At 42.4% G+C, this 16128-nt stretch carries 5 protein-coding genes; 1 reads left to right on the top strand and 4 read right to left on the bottom strand.

The genetic code is table 11. From position 1 onward, the window contains the following. The first annotated feature begins 109 nt into the window (after positions 1-109). On the top strand, positions 110-1942 hold the full coding sequence (locus BM213_RS08265) for a stalk domain-containing protein (RefSeq protein ID WP_091702915.1): 1833 nt from the start codon (positions 110-112) through the stop codon (positions 1940-1942). Between the two features lie 38 nt (positions 1943-1980). Here BM213_RS08265 and BM213_RS08260 read toward each other — a convergent pair whose 3' ends face one another. The 4 genes from BM213_RS08260 to BM213_RS14960 all read right to left on the bottom strand — a co-directional run. Then, positions 1981-3747, bottom strand: a complete 1767-nt coding sequence (locus tag BM213_RS08260; protein WP_091702912.1) for an S-layer homology domain-containing protein — start codon at positions 3745-3747, stop codon at positions 1981-1983. Between the two features lie 70 nt (positions 3748-3817). Further along, positions 3818-10330: a carboxypeptidase regulatory-like domain-containing protein gene (locus BM213_RS08255; RefSeq protein ID WP_091702909.1), complete on the bottom strand. Its 6513-nt coding sequence runs from the start codon at positions 10328-10330 to the stop codon at positions 3818-3820. Positions 10331-10376: 46 nt separating this feature from the next. Further along, on the bottom strand, positions 10377-14666 hold the full coding sequence (locus BM213_RS08250; RefSeq protein WP_091702906.1) for a S8 family serine peptidase: 4290 nt from the start codon (positions 14664-14666) through the stop codon (positions 10377-10379). 145 nt (positions 14667-14811) lie between these two features. After that, the coding region (locus tag BM213_RS14960) for an S-layer homology domain-containing protein (RefSeq protein ID WP_244149223.1) at positions 14812-16128 on the bottom strand (1317 nt) is incomplete at its 5' end.

The following is a 16128-nucleotide window of genomic DNA, read 5'->3' as shown; positions in this document are numbered from 1 at the left end:
GAGGCGTCCTAACCGTCATGGTAGGATGCCTTTTTTATTCCATTTTGTAACATGCGTGACAAAAGAGATAAATATGGTATAATGTGTTAGGAATTAGGAAGGAGTGAATATGTTGTTAAACAAAATTATTGGATATGCAGTCATTGCGCTTCTTAGCTTGTCGTTTATAACAACAGATGCCCAGGCATCAAGCGTTCGACCTGTTCATATCCCGATCATAACAAACGGGAAAACGTTACAAACAGATGTGCCACCCATTATGGTACAAAACCGCATTCTCGTTCCATTTCGAGCTATCGCTCAATCGACAGGGGCGAACGTACATTGGGACGCAACAACAAGACGTGTCATTGTACAAAAAAATAAAAAGACGATCATTCTTCAAGTGCAGTCAACGGCCGCAACAATCAATGGTCAGTCCGTAACACTTGATGTCCCCCCGATCATTCATAAAGGACGCACGTTTGTACCCGTTCGATTCGTGTCGGAAGCGTTAGATGCTAACGTTCAATGGACGGGGAAAGAAGTACGCATTTCATGGAATGCGTTGCAACGAAGCACTTTTTCTGTATATGTCAATCAAACAAAAATCGAGAGCCACGCGATGACCGACGGCGTCTATACATACATCCCATTGAAACAGCTATTAACCGCCATTGATGTGAATGTCGATTGGATCGAAACGAATGAAACAATGACGGTTCGTTTGTCACATGGACAAATGATGATTACCGCTGGAAAAAGGGAAGTGATCGTCGATAACCATGAAATGATCACTCCGCTCGCACCGATTCGTGTAAATGATGAATGGTACGTGTCCGCTTCTTGGGTGATGAGCATATTTGGGGCACAAATGTCGACGAGGGGAACAAATATGTTTTTCACGATTCCACGAACGACGTTTCGAAGCCCTATGTTACTTACCGAAGAAACAGCGATTACTGTACCGCAACATATTCATACACCGACCGTTGCTGACGAACGGCGTTTACTCATTAGCGACAATCCCGAACTACTTACAACGGAGTCAGTGCCAAATCGCCAAGCAACGTTAGCGCTAGATGACGTTCGCGAGCGACAACAAACAGTCGATCATCGTGTGTTCGGTTGGCACGCCAATATGTTAGGTCAACGGGCATCCGTAGCTATTGTGATCGATAACCTCTCTTCATCTAACGACCTTGTCGTTACAAGCGGAAAAGGGACGTATCGAACAAGCCCAAACAGTTGGGGACATTACGATGTTGGCTTACCGATTGCAGAGGCGGTGTTGCGCCAATCGCTCACAGCCGTTCCAACAATAAAAGTGAAAGCTGGAACAAGCGCTGTTATCCAATCATTTGACGTCGCGAACAATCAACTGCTCGGCTTTTTATACGACTTTACCGTTCAACAAGAAGGCGCAATGACTAACTATCGCATACGAACGATCGTAACGAGTTCTTTAGCTAACTTTTCAACCGTTTCGCCTACACTTGCACCGCTTGACTCATATGCAACCCATCCGCGCGGTGTATGGAAAGGATCGACATTAGAAGCGACGTTGCCTGCATATACAACTGACAGCCCAGCCGTCGCCTACAGCATCTCAAACGGAAGAACGGATCATCTACTCTCGGTTGCCAATGCGTTAAGCGATCCGTCACAAACAGTGCACAACCCGGGGCATTACGGCTTAACATACCGTCTATCGCTTCCGATTCAAAATGGAACAGGGGAAATAAAAACGATTCGTCTACGCTTTAGCGGTCGTGGCGGGGCTTATTGTGGAGCTGTGAAAATAAACGGGGTTGTTTATCTCATCCCGCCACTTCGCCCGATTACTCAATCAGCCTATATCGATTATACCGTCTTTTCCCCTCAAGACGTTCTCAAGCTTGAATTCATGCATGCAGGTGGAGCTGCCTTGCCGCTTGGGATTGAAATTTCGACGGTGAGGTGAAAAAAAAAAAAAGAGGCGTGTCTATGACAGCCTCTTTTTTATTCATTGATTAATCGAGTCATTTCATATAACATTTTTGCCGCCTCTGCTCTCGTTGCTTTCCCTTTCGGGTCGAAAACACGTTGACCATTCTTTATTTTCCCATCAATTATTTTCAACTTAGCAGCTAATTGCACATCTTCTCGAGCATAAGACGCAATTGTAGAACCATCTGCAAATACTACGTTGCTTTCTTTAACCCCTTCTAGAGATTTCGCATTTTTATATTGAAGTGCCCGTACAATCATCGCCGCCATTTGCTCACGGGTAATCGGTGCATGTGGTTCAAAACGACCGTTATTTCCACGAATAATACCTGCCGCATTTGCAGCCTCAATTTCAACTACCGCCCACTTTAATTGTTCGCTCACGTCAGAGAACACACCTTTGTACGAGCTTTTTGTCAAGTGTAACGCTCTTGCTAATAATACGGCAAACTCTGCCCGCGTCACATGTCCACTTGGGACAAATTCGTCTTTTTTCATTCCTTTCACAATCATTCGAGATGCTAGCGATTCAATATATGGCTTCGCCCAATGTGCATGTATATCAGCAAATGTATGAAATTGTTCAATAACTGCATATGTGGAAAAGTGAGATACAGCAACAACCCATTCTTCCCCTTTTAACGAGCCTCCAACATATTCCCATTGTTTTGTTTGTTCATCCCAATAATATGCCGCTGTATGATCAGCATGTTTGACTTGCTTACCTACATTCATACGAATTTCGATTGGTTTTTCAAATAAGCGCTCATATTTTTCCCCATCTACTTGAATTGAAAAGTCATACGCTCGGTATGCTCCTTCTTTTTGTACAGGTATAACTGCCACTGTTGCATGTGTGCGTGCATGAAACGATTGCAACACATTTGGTGAAATAACGACTGTTGCACCGCTTGCTTGAATAGCTAAAGGTTTATTGGCTTTCACAAGCTCTCCGACTGTTGTTGCCGCAACAGTCGCTTGCTTTTCTACTTGAACCGTCACTGTTGCCACCGATGATTGCAATTGTTCACGCACTATACGATCTACTTCCTCATCTTTCGATGGCGCTGGAGCTGGTTTCGGTGTCGGGCTTGGTGCTGGCGCCGGACTCGGTGTTGGTGTTGGACTCGGTGCTGGCGTTGGTGCTGATGAGACGATAAAACTTTGTTCCGTTTCTTTTCCTAAAGCTTCGACTTTAACTGTGTAAGACCCTGCCGCAATCGGACGGAACGTATGCGTATATTGCCCACTATTGTTAGAAAAAACAGCTTCTTTCTTTAATTCTGTTCCATTCTTTTTCCAAGTGACTTGTACGCTCGTACTCACTCCTTTTCCATCTTCCTTCACTGTCCCTGAAACAGTCACCGTATCCCCTTCTACATAAGATGTAGCATTTAATTCCGCAGTTAGTTCAACTATCTTCTCTTTTTTCTGTTCTTCAACAACAAATGTTGTTGTTGCTTCCCCACTGCTCGCTTTTAACGTGACTGTATATGTACCGTACGTCGCGTTGTCCCGTAATGTAAAGAAAGTTTGCACCGCACCTTGATCGCTAATTTCGCTATCATTCCATTGATAAGTGTATTCAATTGACTGATTAGGTCCACGTACTGTGAGCGTCGGTTTTGTTCCCTTTCCTTGCACATTTCCAACAATGTTTACCTTTCCCCCTCGTATGTAAGACGACTGATCTGTCTGTACAGTTACCCCCGCTGCCCAAGCTGGCAAAGAAGAGAAGATAAGCAACAAGCATAGCAATGTTGCGATTCCTTTTTTCATTCATAATCCTCCTCCAATGTAGCATAGAAGAATGGCTTCCTGTCTATTCGACAGAAGCCATTCTGAACTTTTAAAACTCTCCTAGTTGTTGAAGCAAGCGATACAACATCACGGCTGATTCTGCACGTGTGGCATTCGCTTTTGGCTTAAACACAAGTTTACCATTCGCAACTGTGCCACGGATTAACTGTAATGAAGCAGCTAACCGCACATGCTCACGCGCATATGGGGCAATAGCTAATTCATCAGCGAACGAAATGGACTCGTTTCCTTGCATGTTTTGATTTTTATATGCAAGAGCACGCACAAGCATCGTTGCCATTTGTTCACGCGTGATAGCATCATCAGGTTTAAATAGACCGCCGCTTCCTTGAACGATTCCTGCACGATACGCCGCTTCAATATATGGAGCTGCCCATGTCAACTGTGCAGGCACGTCTGCAAACACGCCTTCATATGAAACAGTTGGCAACTGTAGTGCACGTGCAAGCAATACAGCAAATTGATCGCGTGTAATCGGCGCATTTGGCTCAAAACGGTCTTTTGTCATTCCTTGAATAATTGTGCGCGATGCAAGCACTTCAATTTCTTCTTTCGCCCACGATAAACGGCTCGTCACATCGTTGAATGTTTTATTTTGTTCAACGACGATAAATGTACCAAACAAATGAAGGGAAACGACAAATTGCTTTTTGAACTGATCGTACACACCGCCAACATATTCATAAGACTGATCGGTGAGACGATATACAGCTGCTTTTCGAGCGTCGACAGGCGTAGAAGTCACATCGAGCGCCACAGTAACAGCATCTTTAAACGATAGTTGTCCATCGGACGTTTTAGCCGATAATTCGTATACAGGTGCAATGATATTGCCCCCTACTTCTTGTTTCGCCTCTTTGATAGCGACAGATAGCTTCACATCCGCTTTTGCTAGCTGCTTTAACACTTCTTTTGATAAAGTCATTGTAGCCCCATTCATTTGAATGGACATAGATTTCCCGCTCGCTAACAATGCCTCTGCCAATTGCTTCGGAACTTGTACGCTCAGCGTATGAATGTTTTGCTCTCCTTGTTTACGTTCAACAGCGATCGTGACTACATCAACATTTTTTGCCATTTCCAACACACGTTCCGCATGTAATTCAACCGTTTTTTCACCATTTACTGTTACTTCTTTACCAACACCTGTCGTTGGAGATGGTGTTGGCACAGGAACTGGAGCCGGACTTGGCGTTGATCCTGAAGACCCTCCCGGTGCCGAACTAGCCGGTTGTTGTTTTGTTACAAACGTATACGTATAATCTGTCATCGCCTTACCCGCATAGTCTGTTACTTGCGAGCCGACAACAACTTCGTACGTTGTACCATATTTAAGTGGCACGTTTGGTTTAAATGTAAATGATTGAACGAGTTTTTTCGTTGCATCTTCAACAAACCAACCGCTTTCTCCCTTACCATCTAGCAAGCTCGCATCCTTTTTACTTTCGTCAGACTTGTAACCGTTGTACATACGATCATACGTAAATGTACCAGCTACTTTTGTTTTTTGTCCGTTTTTCACTTCATACACACTTACACCTTGTTCGATCGACGATTTGTCCATTAATCGATCGAATGTAACTTGTATGTTTGCATTCGTGTCTACGTTTTCCGCATTTGTTGCAGGCGTTGCTGCTTCTACGCGCGGATGACTTTGACGGACAAGTGGCACATTCAATTGTGTTTCTGCTGGCGGAACGTCTACAATACGTGATATATATGTCTCATAACCTTCTTTTGAGAATACAACACGCCATTTGCCACTAATAACATCCCAACCGTATCGGCCATTTTCATCTGTCACTTGCGGGTTGACTTGACCATAAAATTCTGCATTCCATTTAACCCATTCATCACCTTGTAGCTGTTGTACTTCCGCTGTTACACCTTCTAAACGGTTCTCCATGCTACCTTCAAACACATAACCTGATGGGTCAATAAGCACAATAATTTGCATCAGTGGAAGACGAATTTCTTGTCCTTTCGCTTTGAAAATGAGCTGTAACATTTGTTCACCGTATGAACTCCAAAAGCCAAGTCGTGAACCGTCAAATGTGAACGTCTTTCCGTCATTTCCTTTCGTCATCTCATACTGTTCACCTAAAAATTCAATCCATGCTTCATCCACTTCATCGCTAAATACAACTTTTGTATCTAACGGTGTTCCCTCAACAATTGCAAACGAAGCAACTCCTGTGTGAGGATTGAGCGATACCGTTCCATTCCATCCAGCATATACTTCCGCTGTTTCTACTTTCGGAACAGATGCATCGTATTGAACAGTCACGATATCCGACATATGCTTCTGGTCATTTTCTTTGACAACGGCTTGTAATTGGAACGTTTCTTTCTCTTTCGTGACTGGCAACGTTGCTGTCGCAAACCACCAACGCCCTTCTACTTTTGTTTCCGCTACCTTTTTGCCCGCCGCATACACTTCAACAGTGGCGTTCGGTTTCGCTTTCCCGTACACTTTGATTTTTTTATCTGCTGTTTGAGACGGCGCTTGTAACGTAACGAACAAGACGTTCGTCGTAGCTGATAACTCATCACCACTGCCAACTTGTGCAACTACACGTACGAAATCATCTGCATTTTCCTTCACTTTCACTTGGAAAGAAATAGATCCTGATTCTCCTGCTTTTACTTTAGGAATAGTCACTTTACCGTTCGTTAATGTAGCTTGTTGACCGTTGACAACGAGCGATCCATTTACCAAATCAACGTGTTCAGGTAAAGTAATCGTCACAGGAACGTTCTCTTCATCTCTGTTACCGTTATTTCGATACGTTAACTTATAGTCAATCGTTTTACCCGGCACAACTGTATCTACCGATGCAACAAAGCGATTCCCTTCTCCTACAAAACTACCTGTTCCTTTTGTAAATGGAAGCGTGACCGTTTGTGATTCTTTTTGAATATCAACTTCTTTCTCAAGCGTTTTCCCGTTGTACCATGCTTCAAGTTTGTACATACCTGGTTGTAAGCCGCGCACTTTAAAATAGCCATCTTTATCCGTACGCGCCCAACCTGCATATTGTCCATCTTTATCATATACGTATACGTACACATGTTTGAGTGGCTTACTTCCTTCGTACACACGTCCATCAATGTATTTTGCTTTCTCTAACGTGATCGTACCGAGATCAAGCGTTTCACCTTCACTTGCCCCAGAAACAGTCTCTCTCTTTTCGACATAATCGGTTGCTGAGACGACATATGTGATTTCTTCATTTGCGTTTAATCCTTTAATTGTAAATGTACCATCCTCTGCAAATGATACGTAGCCATAGCTACTGCCCGTATATGCATACATCCACACATTTGTCATTTTGTCGTAATCAGCAACTTTTCCTGTAACTGTCAATCCTTTATGAAGTGTGATAACTACATCATAATGATCTTTTGTAATGTCTACTTTTTGTTCTTTCGTGATATATCCAGGTACACTTGTATATAATAAATAACCATCTGCAACAACGACGTTCGGAATCGTTATACTGCCATCTTCGTTGTATTCAACTGGATATGTTGAATGGTAAAAACCAAGCTCGTAATTCGATGTGCGATATACGTCATATTGGTATAAATAAAAATATGCATTTGGTTCCGTAATGACATTTCCATCTTTATCTTTGAAAGTTAGCTTGACATCAACGACTTCGATGTCTTTTTTGTTTAATGTGAATTCAATTGGCTCTCTTACATAATTGTGTTCTGGATCAATTGTAACTTTTGTTTTCAACGTTTCATATAAACCGTTTCCGTACACGATCAATTTATACTCTCCAGCCGGCACACGTTTTAATGCACGATCATCCCAAGAAACGAACTGCCCTTTTTGATTAATATATCCACTAAACCATGCACGATCGTTGTACATCTCTACGTATAAACGGTCAGTTACTGCCTGTCCATTTTGATCAACAAAATGAATGCGCACTTCTTGTGGTAAGTTGAGTGTGACTTGTTCTTTTTGTCCATAGTGTAATTGAAGCGTTGAAACAGCATAATCCCATTCTTTTCCACTGTAAATATCGACACTATAAAACCCTTCTGGCAACCCTTCGAGCTTAAACGTACCGTCGGACTGAATAGATGTTGTATATGCCCCAATTTGTACTTTTCCTTTTGTTAACGGCTCGCCATTAGCACGTACTGTTCCTTCAACTGTTGCACCTACATACTTTCTAACGTTTTCGATCAGTTCGTTCGTTTTTTGTCCTTTTTCATTTATAATAAACGCAACAACTTTATCAACAAGCTTCATACCTTGTTCAATCGGGAACGCCCCAATGTATGCTTTACGCTCCGTATCGTACGGTAAGCTGATTTCTTTTTGCTTCCCGTCATAATATACGACCGCCGTCGCTGTATAACCTTCTTTATATGAACCATATAATTCAACACCAATGTTTGTATCCAATTTTAAGTACCCTTGGTCCGTATGAACTTTCAATGTCGTTGCTGAAAAGTCTTCTGTTTTCCATTCAGCGACCGCCTCGCTATAGTTTCCTATTTGGTCAACTGCGACAACTTTAAAACGATATGTCGTATTTGGCGACAATGGTGAGTAACGATACTCTTGACCATTTAAGCCTGATTTGAGTTGTTGCCACTCTCCACCATTCACTTGAAGTAAAATATTGTAATAAGCAACATCGCTATCTTCATTCCAACGAATAACGAGTTCATTGTCCTCCTCTTGGATCGTCACTTCTGGCTTAGCAGGTGGCGTTGTATCGACTGTAATTGTTACAGGCTTAGATGAGTGTTCACCATCTGATGCGATTAATGAATACGTTCCATCCTCAAGCTTTAACTCGGTAGAGAAATGACCTGTTGAATCTGATTTCGTTTTTGCAGATGCAATTACTTCTTCTCCTTGTTTTGCTTGTACAGTTAAATCGACATTCGCATTCGCATATCCATAAATGTGAATTTTATTATCATCCCCACGAACAAATGAGCCGTCTTGTGGCGAAACAATCACTGGTGCGGTATTTTCAGAAACAGTAAACGATGCATAAGCTCTCTCCCCTGTTCCTGTTGCTAGCTCAACTTTGTATACACCTGTAACTGCTTCGTTTAATGTAAACGATGTAAAAATCGAACCATCTGTTTGAATATCTGCATCATTCCATTGGTACGTATATACAACGTCTCCTGTCGGCGATGTCACTTTTAATGTCGGTTTCATTCCGTAACCAGCTTGGCCTTTTTTACGTACGTAACCGCTAAACTTTACTTCGCTATTCGGCAAATACATGGCTCTGTCTGTTTGAACATGAACTTCTTTTTCTGGAACAGGTTGAGATGTTTCTCCGTCAGATACTTTAAGTTCCTTTTTCCAATACACGTCATTTCCGCCTGGAAGATGTAGTTCATAGTATACGATATATGTGCCGTCTGATAAGTTAGGTACTCGGAGATGAGCGTACTCGACCGTGACATACTCCTTCTCAAACTCGATGTCCTGTCCTTGTTGATTGACAATACGAATAGATGGTTGAATCTCCTTATACACACCATCGATATTTTGGCTAATTCTTCTTAACTTAACATCTCCTTGAATCAAATCAGTAGTCAAAAGAATAGATGGGCCTTTCAAACTATCTTTCCAGTAAGATACATCTGTGCTTTCTAATATCGGTTGGCCGACAACGGATAGCGTACGAGATGTTGTAAAATTAAAATCAATAGGTAACAGTTCGTATACATATCCCTCATCATCAACTACACTAAAAACAGCATACTTGTATTGATCAGATGTCACATACACATGAGAAATAGCTTCTCCGTTCAAATCAACGTCTGCAGCACTAGATTGTTTTTCACGCACGAACATAAACGATGTTAATTTTTTATCACCCTTTATTCCAATCTTTGAAACGTCATGAAACGCATCCTCAAATGACAATACACGACGTTCTCCATTTACTTCGAATTGCTTGTATACAACATAACCATTATTTTCATCATCAAACCCCCGATAACTCACAGTCATCTTTTGCGGGCGAACGAATACTTTTCTTTTAGCGTCATATGCATGAACTGTAAAATCAAAAGGCTTCGTCGATAAGTAATACTCCGCTGAAGCTTTTTTGGTAATTGGGGCACCTTCACCTGTCACTTGAATCGGTACGAGATCCGTAGGTAAAGACAATGTCTCACCATCAAGCAATGCTTTTAATTGTTCGTATGTGAGTTTTCTTGTATCCGCATATACGGCATATTCATTTTGTTCATTTTTTACGTCAATGGAAAAGCTAAGTTCATACGTTACATCCGGCTTCAACCTTTCAACCGGAACGATGATTTTCGTCTCGCCATCTACCCCAGTTAACCATTCCATCGATGTGTACGGATCTCCATCATTATAACCAATTAACAACCCTCTCGCCTTTCCGACAGGTTCATATCCTTCAGGCAGTTCAATTTGAATCGTTTTCTTCTCCTCCTGTGCATATACCGCAATAGAAGGAGCTAAAGATGAGAAAATAAGTAAGATTGCTAATAGCGTATATAACGCTTTCCTCACTGCGACATTCCTCCTTACTTTAATGAGGAGGGGAGAGACCCCTCCTTTATTCTACTTGGAATTGAACTTTGTCTTTATTTGCTTCAGCCATTGCTTTTTGATCCCATCCTGACCAAACGAATGCTTCTACTGCATACGTTCCTTTTGCAAGGGATGAAAGTGGCAATTGCATACCAAGACCGTTTGTTCGCTGTGGATCAAGTTGATCGATCGTTAGGAAAGCCCGTCCAACGACGCGGCGATTTGCATCAAGCACTTGTAAAATAACAAGCGGTTTGACTGGCGCGTATTCTAAGTTTTGAACACGTGCCATCACGTAAGCAGAACCCGTTTGATTGAACGATGTTTGCTCCTCACCGTTTTCATTTAATACTTTTACCGCTTCAATTAGCGTTTCATAGTTGTATACAACGAATGTATTGACTTTCGAATCAACGAGCTTCCCTTCTGCATCGTATGCCTCAAACGTCACAGTATATGTGCCGTTCATCGCATCTTGTCCCACTTGATAAGCGTAAGAGTACTCCTGTCCTATTTGTTCTGGAAGTTGTTGCTCCTCACCGATTGGATTTTTCACTTTTACTTTCCACGTCACTTCTTCGTTTGCGTATGCACTGAACCATGCTGGACGGTTTGTGCTAACAAATTGGTTTGGTTGTACGTATGTGTCTGTAATCTCTATTTTTGGTGGCTGTTCTCCTTCTGCTAGACGATAAATCGATACAACTTTTTGTGTCACATGGCCACCAAGATCTTTTAATGTAAGCACAAATGTGTTGAGCCCTTCCTCTAGCTGCAACTCTTGCGTATACGTATGTTCATAATCTTTCATAACAAACGGGCTTTCAAAATCTACCCCATAAGCAAAATCGTCGTCGACATAAAATTGCATATGGCGGTAATTATCTTTTAATTTCACTTGCAAGTTAAACTTGTCCACATCATGTGTGACATACTTCGGCACACGTTCTACAAATTCGATTTCCCCTGGCGTTGAGTCAACAAACACCGTACGGTTAATCGTAATCGATTGACCTTTTTCATCGGTTGCTGTTACTTGGATGTCTTTCACACCGTCACTTTCAAATGACACAACCGTAGAGAAATATTTGCCGATCATTTGGTCATTAATTACCGTCACTTTCTTTCCATTCACAGTCACTTCAACATTTGACACATCACTAATTGCACCAAAAACATGTACATCTCTTGAACCATACGCGCTAAGTGGTTCCGGCGAGAATAGTGAAATGATTGGCGCTTCTTCATCCGCTACGACCGTTGAAGCAAAATTGACGTTTCCAGCATAGTCAATCGCAGCTACCGTTACTTCCGCGTTTGTGTAAACTTGTGGAAGTTCTACACTCGTTTCCTCTTTTGATAACAATGTTTCGCCTGTAATCGATTCTCCGTTTACGAATACATCGTAACCAGCAATACCAGCACCATTTTCAATAGCTTCCCATGAAACCGTATTTGTTTCTTCATCATAGTTAACTGATAAAGTCGGTGCTACCGTATCAACGAGAACTGGAATTTTCTTCGACTGCCAACGTGCATTCGGATAGTCGATGACTGCTTTTAGTTCATACGCATATTCTCCATCCGGAACAAATTGGAATTTTGCTGTTCCATCCCATAGACGACCGTCCATGTAAGAGAATGGCGGCTCACTTCCGGCATCAAAGAAATTTTTCCGTACGTTGTTTTCAGATTTAATACGGCGAAGTTGTTTCTCATCTTTTAAAATGTTGTATTGCACTTCTTTTGCATTGCGTAAAAATGTTGGCAGTGGCTGAATTTGATCCATAAAGCCGTCGCCATTTGGAGAAAATGCATACTTTCCTTCCTCATTCGGCATTAAAAACGATGTCGTTTCATCCATCATCGTTGACCAGCCGTAAAACGATGCTTCTCCAAGATCGGCAATGCCATCAAAAATATTCGGTTCATCCCAATGGCCGTAAAAACCAACATATGGGATCGTTAAATCTGGTTTTGTTTCATTTTTCAATTGCACAAATCCTTCAACAAAAATATTTTCATGAAGTTCTTTCGCCCCAGCAGTTGTTGGGATTTTCGCGTTTGATAAATCGATTTTTATAGAAAACTGTTTTTTCCCATTCGCTGGAACTACAATTTGGTCAGATTCTGTCGAAATGACTGCACCCTCTATATGACGTGCCGCTAAAGCGTTATAATCTCCATCTACAAGATCGGTTAACGCATTCGCTTTCACGTCATATGTGACATCTTCGTTTGACATGTTATATGCTGTAAATGTCATTTTAATTGACTTCTCTGTAAAATCACCAAGTTCGACTTTCGCCTCACCAGTCGTTGTATTAACGACGTATACTGGCGTTGTAACCGCTGCATACGTTTGCATCATTCCAGCACCTTGGCGACGTGGCGAGAATGGATAACCTTCTTGATCCGTAATTACATTCGCTGTATTCATTAGTAAAATTTTTGCTAATTTTGCGCGCTCTTTCGTTCCCATATTCGGGAATTGTTCTCTTAAATGTTGCGTAACAAGCGCTGCACCACCTGCTACATGTGGCGCTGCCATCGATGTTCCGCTCATATATCCATATTTATTGTCTTGCAATGTCGAATAAATATTTCCACCTGGAGCAGAAATTTCTGGCTTCAACTGTAAACTTGGTGTCGTTCCCCATGACGTAAAATCTGTCATTCGTCCCATTTCTGGATCTTCGGTTTGATCTTTGACTGCAAAGTTGACTTGAAGCGAACCACCAGCATTAGCAATCAGCTCCTCTAATGCTTGTCCATCTTCTGTTTGGATTTTCATAAATGGAATGAGATCCCATCCACCTTGATCTTTGTAAAAGTTCGGGTTTCCGTTATTGTAAACAATAATACCAATCGCTCCGGCTTCTTTAGCATTCATTGTTTTTTCATAAAATGAAATCTGTCCACGTTGAACAAGAACAACTTTTCCCTTTACGTCTATGCCATCATAATCTTCAACAAAGCCATACGCACCACCAAGGGAAACTAACTCAACTGGATCATCGCCAAACGCTTTCACCCAATTATCTGCCCCATAACCTACAAATTGATAGTCACCCACATTGACAAATGTTTCATATAAATATCTTTCATTCCCTGTTGCCGCAACTTGAAGGGCATTTGCTGCTAGACCTGGAGCTCCAACAGTCCCGATATCAGGATTCTCAGCGAGTGGGTTACCAAATCCGTAAGCGAAATGACCTGAGTTTCCTGCCGACACCGATACGACAATTCCGTTTTCTGTTGCGCGCGCAATCGCTTCGCTTGCCATATCTTGTTCATTATAAAATGCGGCCGCGCTTCCTAAACTCATGTTAATGACGTCTGCACCGAGTTTAATCGCATCGTCAATAGCCGCTACATACACATCGTCATATGTATATGCATACATCGGATCATTACTAAATACTTTCATGGCTAACACTTGTGCTTCTGGTGCAACACCAGAAATTTGACCGTTTGCCGCAGCTGTGCCAGCTACGTGCATGCCATGCATAGAAGCTGCTGGACCAAGATCACGAATTTCGTCTGTTTTATCGAAGTAGTTATATCCGTACGGCACTTTTTCTGTGAAGTATTTTCCTGGGAGGTGATGTTCACTGGCGATTTGTTCTACATCATCTTTTGTTAACGCTTCATCTGTTTGTTCGCTCAACCTCATATCTTGATGGTTAGGATCAACGCCTGTATCAATGATAGCGATAACTGTTCCTTCTCCTCGCAACTGCGCATCCGCCCATGTTGCTTCAGACTGGATAAACTGATGGCTCGTTTTCATATTCGGCATCGGCTGTGGACGTTTGTATGCGTTCACGAGATGTACAGCCTTAACTGAAGGCAAACTTTGAATTTTTTCGATATCTTTATATTGCACTTCTGTACTAAATCCGTTTACAACTGTTGTAAACGACTGCTCCACATCAATATCAACACCGGACTGTTGAATTTGTTGCAACGCTTCTTTTTGTGTTTGCTCCGCTTGTTTTTCAAGCTGCTCTCGCGTTTGTTCTGATAAATCCTTATACAGCTTGCCTTGCTCTGTGGCGTATTGAAGTGGTGTTTTTCCTTCCACCTCCACTACAATACGTACATAGTCCGTCTCCTGCCACTCTGCTTTTTGAGGAAGCTTTTTTAATTGACGTTCGAGCTTCTTTTGTACAAGCTCGCGCTGTAATTTGCTAGACGACGAGGTGGACAATGTTTTAAAACTAGGCGACGAATCGGCCCATGCGCTTCCGGCAAACATGCTCGCCATTAACACCGTCGTCGTCATAACGCTAAAAGGTTTTCTCCACTTCACTCGTTTCTCTCCTTTCTTTTATGGAAAAATAAAGTTATAAAACTATAAAATACATAAAATATTATAATATTCTTGTTTTTTTATTGGTATACGAAAAATTTCGACACTTTACGACAAAAAAAGTAAGACCTCCTGCTCGGAGGCCTTACATCAACTTCGCCTTTGTTAAAAACTCTGCTAACACCTTTGCCATTTCTGCACGTGTCATTCGACCTGCTGGATCAAATGTACCGTCTGGGCGACCTTGTACGATCCCTGCTTGATATATTGCTTCAATAGCTTGTCTTGACCATGCTGGCATTTGACTCGCATCACGGAAATCCGCTAGTTTCTTCGTTTCATCTTTTGCCGCCTTGTCAAAGTTGACGAACGAAAGGTTAAGAGCACGCTCGATCATAACAGCTGCTTCGGCGCGTGTAATCGGCTCATTTGGTGCAAACGTGCTTAGCGTCTTTCCTTGAATGATACCTAGTTTGACTGCAGCCGCTAATTCACCGTTTTTGTTAAACCATTCTGTTCCTTTTACATCAGCAAATCGACCGTCATATGTTTCACTAGGCAACGCGAGGGCACGCACAAGCAATACGGCAAATTGTGCACGCGTCATCGGTTCATTTGGTCGGTACGCCGTCTCTGTTACCCCGCGAACGAGCTGTTTTGCTGCCAACAAATCAATATACGGCTTCGCCCAATGTTGACCGACATCCGCAAACGTCGTTGTTCCTTCGACAACAACATACGTCGAGTTCGTTAACGACTTCGCTACCGCTTTTTGATCGACGAACGTTGTCGGTACTGGAGTCAATGACCCATCATCGTTTACGCGCACAACTACCGCGCGATTTGGCTGAACAGGTTGTTTGAGCGCAATCTCTCGCTCGACATATTGAGTAAAGCGATCAATGGCTTGTTCCTTGCCATTTGCTTTTGCGACAACGTGGAACTGTACCGCATCAGACAACGTTTTAACCCGTAATTGTGGCGCATCTTTTACTTTCATCTCGATGGAAATGCTTACTTGATCTACCGTCGTTCCGAGCTGTTTAGCCACTTGATCTACTGCTTGCTTCACTTCTTTTGCTGGCAATTTATACACCGCTTGTTCACTCGCACTAACAATCGTCGCATCGGATTGTTTATTAGCTGCTTGAACAAACAACGCCGCAGGTACGTCCACTTTTGTTACCACATCTTTAACGAGCGAACCTGTGAAAATGACGACTTGTTTCTTTTCATTTGAAAGTTCGTTGACAATCGTTGCGATATCGTTCGACGAAACGGTAGCAACTTTTTCAACAACTTTTCCATCTCTTTCTTTCACTTCCACTTTCGGCTCAACAACAACTGCACCTTTTTCTGGCGTTGTGCCACTTCCTGGTGTTGTGCCACTACCCGGCGTTGTACCGCTACCTGGTGTTGTGCCACTCCCTGGTGTTGTGCCACTTCCTGGTGTTGTGCCACT

The sequence above is a fragment of the Anoxybacillus pushchinoensis genome (genome assembly GCF_900111795.1).
GTDB classification, from domain to species: domain Bacteria; phylum Bacillota; class Bacilli; order Bacillales; family Anoxybacillaceae; genus Anoxybacillus; species Anoxybacillus pushchinoensis.
Note: the sequence above shows the minus strand (reverse complement) of the source record. Positions and strands in the feature narration are given on the sequence as shown.